This is a genomic window from Sphingomonas sp. S1-29, from assembly GCF_026167545.1.
Taxonomy (GTDB): Bacteria; Pseudomonadota; Alphaproteobacteria; order Sphingomonadales; family Sphingomonadaceae; genus Sphingomonas.
The window spans coordinates 2,147,023-2,161,360 of record NZ_CP110678.1 but is presented as its reverse complement, the minus strand read 5'-3'; the positions used below and the strand labels follow the sequence as shown (position 1 = coordinate 2,161,360).

The window sequence follows — 14,338 nt, the reverse complement described above, 5'->3', positions numbered from 1 at the left end:
AAGCGAGGATAGTGGCAAGCCGCTCCTGAACGGGGCGGCGGCGCTAAACCCGCTCATTCCCATCGGCAAACCGGAAGCGCGACGGGCGATTACGAACCGCCGGTACTCCCCTGCACATGCGTTCGTCGCATTTGTCCCGCGCAGCCCGTGATCTGCGCCGAAGTGCGGATACCGTCCCGCATCCGTTAATATCTTCTTAGGCACATCCCTTCATCCTCTGGGTCAACGCGCTGGGGGGCGCGAAAAAGGGGAACGGCCATGTCGCGTACACGCTATCTGATGCTGCCAATGCTGGCGCTGCTTCCGGTCCTTGCCGGCTGCGCACGCACCCCGGTCGCGGTAGCGGTCGCGCCGCCTGCCGCGCCGGTCGTGGCAGCGCCGATGCCGCGCCCGCCGCTCAACGCCGCGCCGACGCTCGCGCTGCCGCAGCCCGCGGCCGACGGCAGTTTCGTCACCCCCAACCGGGGCCTGTCGCCCGCCGCGACGATCTGGCATTTGCGCGCCGCGCTCAATGTCGCGGTGCTGCAATGCGCCAAGCCGGGCGACCCCGCCGAAGCCGGCTACAACGCGTTTCTCGCCGCGCACAAGGCCGACCTGGCGGCGGCGTTCAAAACGCTCGAACGCGAATATCGCGGCCGCGCCGGCGCACAGTGGCAGGATGCGTTCGACGATTCGATGACCCGCCTCTATAATTTCTACGCCCAGCCCCCCGCGCGCGCCGCCTATTGCGCCGCCGCCGAACCGCTGATCGCGCAGGCTGCAGCCACCACCCCGGCGACACTTCCTGCCTTTGCCCCCGGCGCGCTGGCGGCGCTAGATCGCCCCTTCACCGATTTCTACGCCGCCTATCATGGCTATCGGATCGAGCTTGCACAGTGGAAGGCAGGGCAGGCGCCCGCAGTACCGCGGCTGACGGTCGACCCGCAAATCTTCGTCGCGGGCACCGACGTCACCGTACGCGGCCGGGTGATGTTCGCCGCGCGTTGACCGCTGCGAGCCCATTCGCCCCGAACGCCTTGGCGCTGGCTGGCGCAATCTGATAGCGATGGTGCATGTCCGTTTCGGCTGCTGCCTCCGCCCGCGAAATCCTCGTCCGCCTGCACGATGTGATGGCGGCGCGAACCGCTGCGCAGGCCAAGTTGAATGCGGTGGTCAACATCATCGGCGAGGCGCTCGATAGCGAGGTCTGCTCGATCTACCTGCTGCGCGAAGGCGTGCTCGAACTTTTCGCGACGCGCGGCCTCGCGCAGGAAGCGGTCCACGTCACCAAGCTTGCGCTCGGCGAAGGCCTGGTCGGCACGATCGCGGGCAATGTCGAGACGCTCAACCTCGACCAGGCCGCTGCCCACCCCGATTTCGCCTATCGTCCCGAAACCGGCGAGGAGAAATTCCACAGCTTTGCCGGCGTGCCGATCATCCGCCGCGAACGCGCGGTGGGGGTGCTGGCGGTGCAGCATGCCGATCCGCGCCGCTATGCCGATATCGAGATCGAGGCGCTGCAGACCGTCGCGATGGTGTTGTCCGAACTGATTGCCAATGCCGGGCTGATCGACCCTGCCGGCGGCACGACGCTTCGCCCGCAATCGACCGCGCCGGTGCGCGTGCCCGGCTTCAAGCTGGTCGACGGGATGGCGGCGGGTGCGGCGGTGTTCCACCAGCCACGGATCACGATCGAGCACACGGTGGCGGAGGATACCGAAGCCGAACGCCACCGCGTCTATGGCGCGTTCGACAAGATGCGCGACCAGATCGAGCGCATGTCCAACCAGGCCGATTTCGGCGTCGGCGGCGAGCATGACGAGGTGCTCGAGACCTATAAGATGTTTGCCTATGACGAGGGCTGGGCACGCCGGATCAACGAAGCGATCGACAGCGGCCTGACCGCCGAGGCGGCGATCGAGCGGGTGCAGCAACGCACGCGGATGCGGATGCGCGAAATCGGCGACCCGCTGCTGCGCGATCGGATGCACGACCTTGAGGATCTGTCGAACCGGCTGCTGCGGATCGTTTCGGGCCAGTTGGGGACGGCGGCGCAAATGGGGTTGCGGCAGGATTCGATCCTGATCGCGCGCAACCTTGGCCCTGCCGAACTGCTCGAATATGACCGCCGCCGCCTGAAGGGCGTGGTGCTCGAGGAAGGCTCGCTCACCGCGCATGTGACGATCGTCGCGCGCGCGATGGGGATCCCGGTGCTGGGGCGCGTCCGCGACGTTAAGCGGCTGATCGCCGAGGGCGACCGGCTGCTGCTCGACGTGCCTGCCGAAGCGCTGGTGGTGCGCCCGTCGCTGGCGATGGAAGAGGCGTTCGACGCCAAGCTGGCGATCAGCCAGAAGCGCCGCGCCGCCTTTACCGCGATGCGCGGCGAACCGCCGGTGACCAGGGACGGCCAGCGGATCACGCTGATGGTCAATGCCGGATTGCGCGACGACGCCGCCGCGCTCGACCTGACCGGCGCCGACGGCATCGGCCTGTTCCGCACCGAATTCCAGTTTCTGGTATCGGCGACCCTGCCACAGCGGGAGCGCCAGCAGCGGCTGTATCGCGACGTGCTCGACGTCGCTGGCGATCGTCCGGTGGTGTTCCGCACCGTCGATATCGGTGGCGACAAGGCGCTGCCCTATCTCGATCACGGCGACGGCTATGTCGAGGAGAACCCGGCGATGGGCTGGCGTGCGCTACGCCTCGCGCTCGAACGCGACGGGTTGATGAAGGCGCAGGCGCGCGCGCTGCTGGAAGCGGGCGCGGGCAAGACGCTCAACGTGATGTTTCCGATGGTGTCCGAACCCTGGGAGTTCGATGCCGCCAAGGCGATCTTCGAAAAGCAGCGCGACTGGCTGGTTGCGCGCGGGCGCAAGCTGCCAACCGACATCCGCTATGGCGCGATGCTCGAGGTGCCGGCGCTTGCCGAAGTGCTCGACCTGCTGCTGCCCAAGATCGACTTCCTGTCGATCGGCACCAACGACTTGACGCAGTTCCTGTTCGCCGCCGATCGCGCGCACCCGAAGCTGGCGCTTCGCTATGACTGGCTCAGCACCCCGATCCTGCGTTTCCTGCGCCGGGTGATCGAGCCGTGCCGGCTTGCTGGGGTACCGGTGGCGGTGTGCGGGGAGATGGGCGGGCGGCCGCTGGAGGCGATGGCGCTGCTCGGCATCGGCATCGAGCGGCTGTCGATCACGCCGGCGGCGGTGGGGCCGGTCAAGGCGATGATCCGCTCGCTCGATCTGAGTGCGCTGCGCGAAGTCATCGCGCCCGCGCTCGCTACCCCGCCCGCCGATCTGCGCGCGATGCTCGAGAAATGGGCGATGGCATCGGGAGTCGAACTCGCCTGAAATCATTCGAAAGATGCGCCTTCCCCCTCGTTGACAGCCAATCGCTCGTGCTAGAGACGCTGCAATGCGGAAGCCAACGGGGTCGCAACCCTTCCGCTGGAGAGATTGATGACCGACGAGGCCGAAGGCGCCAACCGCCCGCCGATCGCGACAAGGGTCGGCGACAGGCTGCGTATCGCGCGTGAAGCCCAGGGACTGGCGCTGGCCGACATCGCCCAGCGCACCCGTGTCCCGCAGCGCCACCTCGAAGCGATCGAGGCGTCGAACTATGTCTCGCTGCCTTCGATCACCTACGCGATGGGGTTCACCCGCGCCTATGCCCGCGCGATCGGCGCCGACGAGGTCGGCATCGCACGCGACCTGCGCGTCGAGATCGCCGACACCTGGGAAGCGGTGCCGCGCCACGAGCCCTATAACCTGCACGATCCGGCACGCGTGCCGCCGCGCGGGCTGGCGCTGGCCGGGGTCGCGGTTGCGGTGCTGCTGCTGATCGGCGTCGCCTTGTGGTACGGCACCGGGCTGTTCCGCGCCGAGGAAGCGCCCTCGGCCGAGGCGGTGGTTGCGACCACGCCGGTCCCCTCGGCAGCGCCGACGCCTGCCGCGACCCCCGCCGGCGCGGGCCAGGTGACGCTCACCGCGACCGACGAGGTGTGGGTGCGCGTCTATGATTCGAACGACCAGACATTGCTGCTCAAGACGATGCAGCCGGGCGAGCGTTACGACGTGCCGATGACCGCGACGGGGCCGATGATCAATGTCGGTCGCCCCGATCAGCTCGCGGTGACGATCGACGGCGGGACCGTTGCGCCGCTCGGCGACGGGCGCCGCGCGATCAAGGACGTAGCGATCGACGCCCAGGCGCTGCGCGCACGTCCTTCGGCCGCCACACCCGATGCTTAATGCTGGTGACAGGATGCGGCGTATAGCTATGCTGCTGCCGACCACGACACCGGGGGGTGAACGATGCGCCTGACGATTACGATGCTGCTTGCCGCCACGATGCTGGTCGCCGCGCCGCCGGTGCTGGCGCAGACCGCCGCGGGGGTCGAAGGCCGGGTCGGTCGGCTGGAGCGCGAAATGCGCGCGGTGCAGCGCAAGGTCTTCCCCGGCGGCGCCGGTCAGACACTCGAACCCCAGATCACCGCGCCGCAGACGCCACAGGCTGCGCCCGGTACCCCCGCAACCAGCGCGATCGCCGATCTCAACGCGCGGGTGAACGCGCTCGAATCGCAGCTCGCGACGATGACCGGGCAGATCGAGCAAGGCGAATATCGCCTGCGCCAGCTCGAACAGGCGGTCGAGGCGTATCGCAAGACCAACGACGCGCGGATCACCGCGATCGAAGGGCGCGGCACGCTTACCCCCTCGCCCGGCGCCGCCGCCGCGGGTGATACGCGTCCGGCCGGCGGTAGCCGTCCCGCCGCCGCCACCGAAACCGCGACCGCGCCGTCGCGCGACCCCGCGCGCGCTGAGCTGGTCGGCGCCGTCGCGCGACCCGACACCGGCGATGCCGCTGAGGACAGCTACACCTATGGTTTCCGGCTGTGGCAGGCCAAGCTCTATCCCGAAGCGCAGGCCGAGTTGAAGAAGATGGTCGCCGCCCATCCCAATCACCGCCGCGCCAGTTTCGCGCAGAATTTGCTCGGACGTGCCTATCTCGACGAGGGCAAGCCCAGCCTCGCCTCGATCGCCTTTTACGAAAACTACAAGAAGCTGCCCGATGGCGAGCGCGCGCCCGACAGCCTGTTCTACCTTGGGCAGGCACTGGTCCAGCTCAAGAAACCCGCCGATGCCTGCAAGGTCTATGGCGAACTGACCGACGTCTATGGTGATCGCATCGCCGCGAGCATGGCCGCCGACGTCGCAAGAGCACGTACCGCTGCCAAGTGCAGCTGACACGCTGATCCCCGATGCCGGGGCGGTCGCGCGGTTTCGCGGCGATCTCGCTCGGCTGGTCGATATCGAACGCGTACAGCTGCTGGTGGCGGTTTCGGGCGGGCCCGACAGCTTGGCGCTGTTGCTGCTGGCAAGCGCGGCGTTGGGCGACCGTTGTTCGGCGGCGACGGTCGATCACGGCATCCGTAGCGCCGCCGCTGACGAAGCCGCCTTCGTCGCGCGGCTGTGCGCCGATCGCGGCCTCCGCCACAGCGTGCTGACCGGTGATCTACCCCCGCGCGTCGGCCGCACCGCCAATTTGTCGACCCGCGCCCGGGCGCTGCGCTATGCGCTGCTCGAGACGCACATGGCTGATATCGGCGCCGATCGGCTGGCGACCGGCCACCATGCCGACGATCAGATCGAAACCGTCGTGATGCGGCTCAACCGCGGCGCCGGGGTTGCTGGGCTCGCGGGAATCCGTGCAGGCGGCGGCAGGGTCGTCCGCCCGCTGCTCGGCTGGCGGCGCAGCGACCTGGCGGCGATGGTCGCGGCTTGCGGCATCAGCGCGATCGACGACCCGAGCAATATCGACGATCGCTATGACCGCGCGCGGCTACGCAAGGCGCTGCGCGACAATCCGCTGCTCGACGCCGCCGGGGTGGTAGCCAGCGCCTCGGCGCTCGCCGACGCCGACGCCGCGCTCGGCTGGACCGCGCGGCAATTGTTCGACAGCGATTGCCGTCGCGCGGCGAACGGTATCGTCTTCGACGTCGGCGATATTCCCTTCGAGCTGCGCCGCCGTATCGTCGAGCGCTGCCTGCGCGCGATCGATCCGGCGATCGCCATGCGCGGCGAGGCGCTGGTGCGCTTCGTCCGTGCGCTCGATTCGGGCCGACCGGCGGTGCTCGGCGGCGTCAAGGGCGCTGTGGTGACCCGCCCAGACAACGGCACCGCCTGGCATTTCGCGCCGGCACCGCCGCGGCGCGCGGTTTGACCCTGTCCCTTGGTCCACATCAGCACACCGATTGGCGCTGTTCCATTGCCATTAACCCGCGTTCGCCTATCTTGATATCCAAGGAAAGGTATCTCGCCACATGAACGACAACGACAAGCAGCAGGGCCCGGAGAACGGCGGCGGCAATCCTTGGATGCGCAGCCTGATGATCTGGGTCGGCATCCTGCTCGCACTCGCGCTTTTCGTGACCATGTTCGACGGCCGCGGCAGCCAATCGGCCGGCAACACGATCGCCTATTCGGCGTTCCTCGACAAGGTCGAGGAAGGGTCGGTGCGCGAGGTCAATGTGGCGCCCAACGTCATCACCGGCACGCTCAGCAACGCCGAGCGCTTCCGCACCAACACCCCCAATGATCCGCAGCTGATCGAGCGCTTGCGCACCCGCGGCGTGACGATCAACGCGCGGCCCGAGGAAGGGCCGAACATCTGGATGGTGCTGCTGTATCAGTCGCTGCCGTTCCTGCTGTTCCTTGGCATCGCGTTCTTCGTGCTGCGCCAGATGCAAAAGAATTCGGGCGCGGGCGGCGCGATGGGCTTCGGCAAGTCGAAGGCCAAATTGCTGACGCAGAAGGAAGGCAAGGTCACCTTCGCCGACGTGGCGGGCATCGACGAAGCGCGCGAGGAGCTTGAGGAGATCGTCGAGTTTCTCAAGGACCCGACCAAGTTCGCGCGCCTCGGCGGCAAGATCCCCAAGGGCGCGCTGCTCGTGGGCTCGCCGGGTACCGGCAAGACGCTGCTCGCTCGCGCGATTGCGGGCGAGGCCGGCGTGCCGTTCTTCACCATTTCGGGTTCGGACTTTGTCGAGATGTTCGTCGGCGTCGGTGCGAGCCGCGTGCGCGACATGTTCGAGCAGGCCAAGAAGTCGGCACCGTGCATCGTCTTCATCGACGAAATCGACGCGGTCGGTCGTCATCGCGGTGCAGGCTTGGGCAACGGCAATGACGAGCGCGAGCAGACGCTCAACCAGCTGCTGGTCGAGATGGACGGCTTCGAGGCGAACGAAGGCATCATCATCATCGCCGCGACCAATCGTCCCGACGTGCTCGATCCCGCCTTGCTGCGGCCGGGTCGCTTCGATCGCCAGGTCGTCGTGCCGCGTCCCGACATCGATGGCCGCGTGAAGATCCTCGAAGTGCATATGAAGAAGGTGCCGTTGGCCCCCGATGTCGATGCACGGACGATCGCGCGTGGCACGCCGGGCTTCTCGGGTGCCGATCTCGCGAACCTGGTGAACGAGGCTGCGCTGACCGCCGCGCGCAAGGGCAAGCGGCTGGTGGCGATGCTTGAGTTCGAGGAAGCCAAGGACAAGGTGATGATGGGTGCCGAGCGGCGCTCGATGGTGATGACCGACGATGAAAAGCGGATGACCGCTTATCACGAGGCGGGCCATGCCGTCGTCGCGTTACACGAGGCTGCATCGGATCCGATCCACAAGGCGACGATCATCCCGCGCGGCCGTGCGCTGGGCATGGTGATGCGCCTCCCCGAGCGCGATTCGTACAGCTATCATCGCGACAAGATGTACGCCAACCTGTCGGTATCGATGGGCGGCCGCGTCGCCGAGGAGATCATCTTCGGCTATGACAAGGTCTCGTCGGGCGCATCGGGCGACATCCAGTACGCGACCAAGCTGGCACGCGATATGGTCACCAAATGGGGCATGTCGGACAAGATCGGGCCGCTGATGTATTCGGAAGGCGAGGAGGAAGTGTTCCTCGGCTATTCGCGCCAGAACAACGTCTCGATGTCGAACGAGACTGCGCAGCTGATCGACAAGGAAATCAAATCGATCGTCGAGGGCGGCTATGACAAGGCCAAGCAGCTGCTGACTGAGCATGTCGACCAGCTCCACCTCGTCGCGGGCGCATTGCTCGAATTCGAGACGCTGTCGGGCGACGAGATCAAGCGGATCATGGCGGGCGAGGATATCGACCGCGGCCAGCCCGGGGCGAAGAACACCCCCGTCGTCGCTGCCGGCACCTCGATCCCCAAGACACGCCGTCCCAAGGGCCCGTTCGGCACGCCGCAGCCGGCATAATTCATTTGGCATTCAGCCAATAAGCGACAATCCCCGTCGGGCAACCGGCGGGGATTTTCATATGCAGGCCATCAAACTCACTTTCGCGCTGGCGTTGGTAGCGCTGCCCGCGACGGCGCAGGCGATGAGCGTCGCCGAATTCCTCGCCAAGGCGAATGCGCTCAAGGCCAAAGGGATCATGGCGATCGGATCGCCCGATATCGGCTTGCTCAAGACTGAAATGGAGACGATCGGCGCTGCGTACCGCACCGATATCGAGGGCGCGCGCGCGGCGGGGCGCACGCCGCACAGCTGCCCGCCGCCCAAGGGCAGCACGAAGGCGAAACTGGGCGGCAAGGCGTTTCTTGCCGATCTGCAGGCGATCCCGCCGGCACAGGCTCGCACCACCAGCATGAAGGACGCCTTCTACGCGATCATGCGCAGACGCTTCCCCTGCTGAGTCAGCCGACCAGCCCGAGCCCCAATACCAGGGTGACGAAGAGGCTGAAGACGAGCTCGACAAAGATCAGCACCAGCAGGAGCATCCGGACCGCAGCGCCGGCGCGGCCGAGCCGATAGGCACCGCGCAGCTGGCGATAGATGTGCAACGGCGGCACCAGCATCGCGATCGGTCCCAATATCCCGATACCGACACCGAGCGCGCTGACGATGGTGAGCACGATGAACAGTAGCGACATGAAGGCGATCGAGTAGGTGACGAACACCGCGTGATCATAGGCGTGAAACTCGCGCTTCCAAGCGAACATCAGCCACACGAACGGCACCGACAAGGGGATCAGAAGCCAGGAGAATTTATAGCTATTGGCCTGCAGCTTATAGAGTAGCAGTCCTGGATTCTTCGATGCCTTTTCGAGCCCGTAGTCGAGGCGCTTCCAGCCGGTCTTCAGCTGCTTGAAGGCACCACCCAAGCCATCGGCATCGCCTAACGCCGGACGCGCTGCGTCGATCGCCCGGATTTCACGCTCGAGCTCGCCGATCGTCTTGGCTGCTGCGGCCTTGTCGGGCGCGTTGGCGCCTGGCGCATCTCGTTGGTCGATCGCCCGCTTGCGGGCGACCAGCATTTCCTGGCGCACTTCGACCATCCCCGCCGCGACCTGGCCGCGCGTGTCGCCGAGATCGGCGGGTGGGGCGATGCCGAGGATCGACATCACGGTGAACAGCGTAAAGACCGAGAACAGGAACGCGGCCATCGGCGACACGAAGCGCGCCCGCTCGCCATCGATATAGCGACGCGTCAGCTCGCCCGGCCGAAAGGCGAGCATCGGCAACGTGCGCCACAATTTGCCTTCGAAATGGACGACGCCGTGGAGTATCTCGTGCCAGATCGCGCCGAGCGAGCGGTGGACATGCCCCGCTTGGCCGCACGCATGGCAATAGGCACCGACCAGCGCAGTGCCACAATTCAGGCATAGATCGGGGGCGGCGGCATGCGCCTCCCCGCGAGTCGGCTCGACGGTGCGCGCCAGAAGCGCGCCGGTGGCGAAATCGCCGGCAGCCGAGAGGTCCCCACCCATCGACGGCGAGTGTATCAGCTGTATATTGCGCTTGCGAGCATTTGCTTTGCGACGGAGACGAAGATGGCGACGAGGCCCCGCACCACCGACTGGACCGCGCAGATGCGCGTGCTGGGGCAGCGCGCGCGCGCCGCCGCGCGCGTGCTCGCGGCGATGCCCGGGGCGACCCGCGCCGATGCGCTGCGATCTGCGGCCGCGTCGATCCGCACCGCTGCCGCGCTCATCCTCGATGCCAATGCGCGCGACATGGCACGCGCGCAGGCCTCGGGTCTCGCCCCTGCGTTGCTCGACCGGCTGAAGCTCGATGCCGCGCGGCTCGAAGCGACCGCCGCCGGCGTCGAATCGGTTGCCGCGCTCGACGATCCGGTAGGAACCTTGGTCGATCGCCGCGAGCGCCCCAATGGGCTGGTGCTCGAGCGGGTGCGCGTGCCGATCGGGGTGATCGGCATCATCTTCGAAAGCCGCCCTAATGTCACCGCCGATGCCGGCGCGCTGTGCGTGATGGCGGGCAATGCCGCGATCCTGCGCGGCGGGTCGGAGGCGATCGAGACCAATCGCGCGCTGCATGCCGCGTTCGTCGCCGGATTGGGGGCTGCGGGGGTGACGCCGCACGCGGTCCAGCTGATCGACGACACCGATCGCGCCGCGGTCGGCGCGATGCTCGCCGCCGACGGCTATATCGACCTGGTCATTCCCCGCGGCGGCAAGAGCCTGGTCGCACGCGTCCAGGCCGAGGCGCGGGTGCCCGTGCTCGCGCATCTCGACGGGATCAATCACACCTATATCGACGCCGCCGCCGATCCGGCGATGGCCAAGGCAATCGCGCTCAACGCCAAGATGCGGCGCACCGGCATCTGCGGCGCAACCGAGACGCTGTTGATCGACCGCGCCTTCGCGGCGCCCGGCCCGATCCTGGCAGCGCTTGCCGATGCCGGCTGCGAGCTGCGCGGCGACGCTGAGGCGAGCGCGATCGATCCCCGAGTCCTGTCCGCCGACGATGAGGATTGGGACACCGAATATCTCGACGCGATCCTGGCGGTGCGGATCGTCGACGGGGTCGACGCCGCGATCGCGCATATCGCCGCGCACGGATCGCACCATACCGACGCGATCGTCACCGCCGATACCGCCGTCGCCGAGCGTTTCCTGGCGCAGGTCGATTCGGCGATCGTGATGTGGAACGCCTCGACCCAGTTCGCTGATGGCGGCGAATTCGGGCTGGGTGCCGAGATCGGCATCGCCACTGGCCGGCTGCACGCCCGCGGCCCGGTCGCGCTCGAAGGGCTGACGACCTATAAATGGGTGGTGCGCGGCACCGGCCAGGTGCGTCCTTGATGCAGGGCAGCGGCAGGCGTAGGTTCTCGCCATGAACAAGCTTACGCGCATCACGGTGTCGGCTGAAATCGATGCCCGAACCCATGACCTGTTGCGACAGGTGACGATGGCGACCGGACGCAGCGAAGCCGAGTTCGTCGCCGAAGCCGTCCAGCGCGCGGCTGAGAGCGATGCCGACTACCTTGCGTTCATCCAGAAGGGTGTCGACAGCGCCGATCGCGGCGAATTGATCCCGCATGCGCAGGTGATGGCAGAGCTCGACACGATGATCGCCAAGCAACGGGCGCGATGCTCGACCTGAACTGGACGCCTGAGGCGCTGAAGGATTTACGCGCGATAGAGCGGTGGCTGATTGCGAACCGAACACCTCACGTTGCGATGCAGGCGTTGCTCGACATCCGCCTTCGTGCGCAATCGCTGGAGGAGTTTCCGCATGCAGGTCGCCCCGACCGCGATGGCATTCGCATCTTAGTCGTTTACGGATCAGGCTATCTGATCTTCTACCGTATCATCGAAGCGGGCGTACAAATCCTGCGCGTTCGCAACGAACGTGAAGACTCGCAGTTGGCAACCTGACCCGCATTGGGCTCATGGGCGGATCGTTCAATCCGGCGCATCGCGGGCATCGGCGGATCGCATTGCAGGCGATCCGGGCGCTTGCGCTCGACGAGCTCTGGTGGATCGTGTCGCCGGGCAATCCGCTCAAGGATGCCGCCACCGACATGGCGCCATTTTCGGCACGCGTCGCATCGGCGCGGGTGATGGCGCGGCATGCGCCGATCCGAGTCAGCACGATCGAACAGCGGCTCAAGACCCGGTACACCGTCGATCTGCTCGCCAAATTGCCGCGGATCCACCCCAAGAAACGCTTCATCTGGATCATGGGCGCCGACAATCTGGCGGGGTTCCACCAGTGGAAGGGGTGGCGCGATATCGCGCGCGAGGTTCCGATTGCGGTAATCGCGCGTCCGGGATATGAAGGGGACGCCCTCGCCAGTCCAGCGATGGGCTGGTTGCGGCGCTCGGTGCGGCCCGCACGCCAGGCGAAGCAATGGGACGAGTGGAGATTGCCGGCCTTGGTGCTGCTGCGCTTCCGCCCCGATCCAACTTCGGCGACCCGCATCCGCGCCGCTGACCCCGCCTGGCACCGCCGTTTCACCAACGAACGGCGACCCAGCCAATCCACTGCACGTCCCTAGGAGCTACATTGGCCACTTCCACCCCCGCGCTGCGATCATCGGACCCTAACGAAGCCGAAGCGCTGCACGCGATGATCCTTGCCTCGCTCGATGCCGATCAGGCCGAGGAGACGGTGTCGATCCCCCTGGCGGGCAAATCGAGCATCGCCGATTTCATGGTCATCGCCTCGGGCCGGTCGACCCGCCAGGTCGCGTCGATGGCGCAGAAGCTGGCCGAAAAGATCAAGGCCGAGTTCGGCTATCGCGCCCGCGTCGAAGGGCTTGCGACCGCCGATTGGGTGCTGATCGATGCCGGCGACGTCATCGTCCATCTGTTCCGCCCCGAAGTCCGCAGCTTCTACAATCTCGAGCGGATGTGGGCGTTCGGCGACGCGCCGCCGCTGCCGACGACCGACCAGGCCGCCTGAACCGCCGCCCGCGCGCCCGGTGCTGCTCCACATCGTCGCGCGCGGACGCATCGGCCGCAGTGCCGAGGCCGAACTGGTCGATCGCTATCTGAAGCGCGTGAACTGGCCGACGCGGATCACCGAACTTCCCGATCGCGGCGGCAAGCTGCCCGCGATCGAGCCCGGCACCCGGATCGTGATGCTCGATGAAAAGGGCGAACAGCCCGGCTCGGTCGATTTCGCCAACCGGCTGTCGGGGTGGCGCGATACCGGGGTGCGCGAGACGCGCTTCCTGATCGGTGCCGCCGACGGCTTCGATGATTCGATGCGCGCGCAGGCCGACTGGCTGATCGCCTTCGGGCGGATGACCTGGCCGCACCTGATCGCGCGCGCGATGCTCGCCGAGCAATTATGGCGCGCGACCAGCATCCTCGCCAACCACCCCTATCATCGCGAAGGCTGAAGGCGTGCGCGCGGCGGGCATCGCGATCGGCGCGGCACTGCTGCTGCTTCCCACGACGATGGCCGCGCAGCAGACCACGCTCGACGAACAGCGCGAGCGGCTGCGCGCCGCCAACGCCGCCTCGCGCGCTGCCGAGCGACGGTCGGGCGATCTCGAACGCCAGGCCGAGGCGGCGAACAACGCAGCATCGCGCGCCGCCGCCGATCGCGCTGCCGTCGCGGCGCGTGCGCAGGCCGCCGAAGCCGATATCGCCGCCGCACGCGCGCGGATCGCGATCATCGATCGGCTGGTCGCGGCGCAGCGGCGCCGGCTCGACGCCCGCCGCGCCCCCACGCTGCGGCTGGTCGCGGCAATCCAGTCGTTCGTGCGGCGCCCCGCGGCGCTGGGGCTGCTCCAGCCCGGATCGACCCGCGACGCGGTGCATGTCCGCGCGGTGCTGGCCACCGTCGTGCCGGTGGTGCGCGCGCGCAGCGCCGGGGTGCGCGCCGAGGTCGAGCGCGCCGCCGCGCTGCGCGATCGCGCGGCGCTGGCCGAACGCGGGCTGCGCGAGGGGCGCGCGCGGCTCGAAACCGAGCGACTGGCTTTGCTCGAGCTCGAGGCCGCTAGCCGCCTGCGCTCGCGCGACCTCGGGCGCAGCGCGCTGATCGAATCCGATCGCGCGCTGGCGATGGGCGAGGAGGCGCGCGACATCGTCGATCGGATGGCGAAGATCGATGCGGCCGGGGCGATCCGCGAGCGGCTGCTCGCGCTACCCGGTCCGTTGCCCCGCCCCGAGACCGAAGCGCTCGCCGCGGCGGCCTCGGGATTGCCCCCTTACCGGTTACCCGTGGCTGGCCGCGTGATCACCGGCTTGGGCGAGGTATCGCCCTCGGGGGTGCGTTCGCGCGGGGTGGCGCTGGCGACCGCGCGCGGCGCGGCGGTGGTTGCGCCGGCGCCGGGTCGGGTCGCCTTCGCCCGGCCCTTTCCGGGCTATGGCACCGTCGTGATCCTCGATCACGGCAATGGTTGGACCACCTTGGTGTCGGGGCTCGCCACCGCCGCGGTTCGGCGCGGCCAGCAACTGCCGCAAGGCGCCCGTCTGGGAAGCGCCCCCAGCAACGATCGGCCGGTGGTGACCGTCGAGCTGCGCCGCCGCGGTCGCCCGATCGACATGGTGCCGTTGCTCGACTGAGCCGTGTTTC

The 14,338-nt window shown here is 67.7% G+C and carries 15 protein-coding genes; 14 read left to right on the top strand and 1 reads right to left on the bottom strand.

The genetic code is table 11. The annotated features are described in order from the left end of the window. Positions 1–258: 258 nt before the first annotated feature. From OKW76_RS10220 to OKW76_RS10190, 7 genes are all read left to right on the top strand, one after another. Positions 259–987 (top strand): hypothetical protein, encoded by a 729-nt coding sequence (locus OKW76_RS10220; RefSeq protein WP_265548798.1) that lies wholly within the window; start codon positions 259–261, stop codon positions 985–987. Positions 988–1,052: 65 nt separating this feature from the next. Next, the gene (ptsP, locus tag OKW76_RS10215; RefSeq protein WP_265548797.1) at positions 1,053–3,329 is read left to right on the top strand and encodes a phosphoenolpyruvate--protein phosphotransferase; all 2,277 of its coding nucleotides are present in this window, start codon (positions 1,053–1,055) and stop codon (positions 3,327–3,329) included. Between the two features lie 108 nt (positions 3,330–3,437). Beyond that, entirely contained in the window at positions 3,438–4,229 is a 792-nt protein-coding gene (locus tag OKW76_RS10210; protein WP_265548796.1) for a helix-turn-helix domain-containing protein, read from the top strand. 63 nt (positions 4,230–4,292) lie between these two features. Next, on the top strand, positions 4,293–5,225 hold the full coding sequence (locus OKW76_RS10205) for a tetratricopeptide repeat protein (protein ID WP_265548795.1): 933 nt from the start codon (positions 4,293–4,295) through the stop codon (positions 5,223–5,225). Continuing rightward, positions 5,155–6,201: a tRNA lysidine(34) synthetase TilS gene (gene tilS / locus OKW76_RS10200; protein WP_265548794.1), complete on the top strand. Its 1,047-nt coding sequence runs from the start codon at positions 5,155–5,157 to the stop codon at positions 6,199–6,201. Before OKW76_RS10205 ends, tilS begins: the two co-directional genes overlap by 71 nt. Before the next feature lie 100 nt (positions 6,202–6,301). Further along, positions 6,302–8,260: an ATP-dependent zinc metalloprotease FtsH gene (ftsH, locus tag OKW76_RS10195; protein WP_319937592.1), complete on the top strand. Its 1,959-nt coding sequence runs from the start codon at positions 6,302–6,304 to the stop codon at positions 8,258–8,260. A 61-nt stretch (positions 8,261–8,321) separates the two neighbouring features. Beyond that, positions 8,322–8,699: a hypothetical protein gene (locus tag OKW76_RS10190; RefSeq protein WP_265548793.1), complete on the top strand. Its 378-nt coding sequence runs from the start codon at positions 8,322–8,324 to the stop codon at positions 8,697–8,699. Between the two features lies 1 nt (position 8,700). Here OKW76_RS10190 and OKW76_RS10185 read toward each other — a convergent pair whose 3' ends face one another. Next, a complete protein-coding gene (locus OKW76_RS10185) occupies positions 8,701–9,774 on the bottom strand; it encodes a DUF3667 domain-containing protein (RefSeq protein WP_265548792.1) in 1,074 nt (357 codons plus the stop codon). Between OKW76_RS10185 and OKW76_RS10180 the strand changes: the two genes are divergently transcribed. The 7 genes from OKW76_RS10180 to OKW76_RS10150 all read left to right on the top strand — a co-directional run bounded on the left by OKW76_RS10180 (position 9,688) and on the right by OKW76_RS10150 (position 14,328). Next, the gene (locus OKW76_RS10180; RefSeq protein ID WP_265548791.1) at positions 9,688–11,109 is read left to right on the top strand and encodes a glutamate-5-semialdehyde dehydrogenase; all 1,422 of its coding nucleotides are present in this window, start codon (positions 9,688–9,690) and stop codon (positions 11,107–11,109) included. The genes OKW76_RS10185 and OKW76_RS10180 overlap by 87 nt on opposite strands. Before the next feature lie 31 nt (positions 11,110–11,140). Next, positions 11,141–11,410, top strand: coding sequence for a CopG family ribbon-helix-helix protein (locus OKW76_RS10175; protein WP_265548790.1), 270 nt, complete (start codon positions 11,141–11,143; stop codon positions 11,408–11,410). After that, the gene (locus OKW76_RS10170) at positions 11,398–11,685 is read left to right on the top strand and encodes a type II toxin-antitoxin system RelE/ParE family toxin (RefSeq protein WP_265548789.1); all 288 of its coding nucleotides are present in this window, start codon (positions 11,398–11,400) and stop codon (positions 11,683–11,685) included. The genes OKW76_RS10175 and OKW76_RS10170 overlap by 13 nt, the downstream gene beginning before the upstream one ends. Before the next feature lie 14 nt (positions 11,686–11,699). Then, a complete protein-coding gene (locus tag OKW76_RS10165; protein ID WP_265548788.1) occupies positions 11,700–12,308 on the top strand; it encodes a nicotinate-nucleotide adenylyltransferase in 609 nt (202 codons plus the stop codon). A gap of 71 nt (positions 12,309–12,379) precedes the next feature. Beyond that, the gene (gene rsfS, locus OKW76_RS10160) at positions 12,380–12,715 is read left to right on the top strand and encodes a ribosome silencing factor (RefSeq protein ID WP_052134362.1); all 336 of its coding nucleotides are present in this window, start codon (positions 12,380–12,382) and stop codon (positions 12,713–12,715) included. Between the two features lie 19 nt (positions 12,716–12,734). Continuing rightward, the gene (locus OKW76_RS10155) at positions 12,735–13,157 is read left to right on the top strand and encodes a 23S rRNA (pseudouridine(1915)-N(3))-methyltransferase RlmH (protein WP_265548787.1); all 423 of its coding nucleotides are present in this window, start codon (positions 12,735–12,737) and stop codon (positions 13,155–13,157) included. 4 nt (positions 13,158–13,161) lie between these two features. Continuing rightward, complete coding sequence (locus OKW76_RS10150) at positions 13,162–14,328, top strand: murein hydrolase activator EnvC family protein (protein ID WP_265548786.1); 1,167 nt, start codon at positions 13,162–13,164, stop codon at positions 14,326–14,328. Positions 14,329–14,338 lie beyond the last annotated feature (10 nt).

Coding starts and splice junctions, on each gene's coding strand:
- OKW76_RS10185 (WP_265548792.1), bottom strand. CDS start 9,774: ATGGGTGGGGACCTCTCGGCTGCCGGCGATTTCGCCACCGGCGCGCTT.
- ftsH (WP_319937592.1), top strand. CDS start 6,302: ATGAACGACAACGACAAGCAGCAGGGCCCGGAGAACGGCGGCGGCAAT.
- OKW76_RS10180 (WP_265548791.1), top strand. CDS start 9,688: ATGCGCCTCCCCGCGAGTCGGCTCGACGGTGCGCGCCAGAAGCGCGCC.
- OKW76_RS10220 (WP_265548798.1), top strand. CDS start 259: ATGTCGCGTACACGCTATCTGATGCTGCCAATGCTGGCGCTGCTTCCG.
- OKW76_RS10205 (WP_265548795.1), top strand. CDS start 4,293: ATGCGCCTGACGATTACGATGCTGCTTGCCGCCACGATGCTGGTCGCC.
- rsfS (WP_052134362.1), top strand. CDS start 12,380: ATGATCCTTGCCTCGCTCGATGCCGATCAGGCCGAGGAGACGGTGTCG.
- OKW76_RS10175 (WP_265548790.1), top strand. CDS start 11,141: ATGAACAAGCTTACGCGCATCACGGTGTCGGCTGAAATCGATGCCCGA.
- OKW76_RS10170 (WP_265548789.1), top strand. CDS start 11,398: ATGCTCGACCTGAACTGGACGCCTGAGGCGCTGAAGGATTTACGCGCG.
- tilS (WP_265548794.1), top strand. CDS start 5,155: ATGGTGATCGCATCGCCGCGAGCATGGCCGCCGACGTCGCAAGAGCAC.
- OKW76_RS10165 (WP_265548788.1), top strand. CDS start 11,700: ATGGGCGGATCGTTCAATCCGGCGCATCGCGGGCATCGGCGGATCGCA.
- ptsP (WP_265548797.1), top strand. CDS start 1,053: ATGTCCGTTTCGGCTGCTGCCTCCGCCCGCGAAATCCTCGTCCGCCTG.
- OKW76_RS10210 (WP_265548796.1), top strand. CDS start 3,438: ATGACCGACGAGGCCGAAGGCGCCAACCGCCCGCCGATCGCGACAAGG.
- OKW76_RS10190 (WP_265548793.1), top strand. CDS start 8,322: ATGCAGGCCATCAAACTCACTTTCGCGCTGGCGTTGGTAGCGCTGCCC.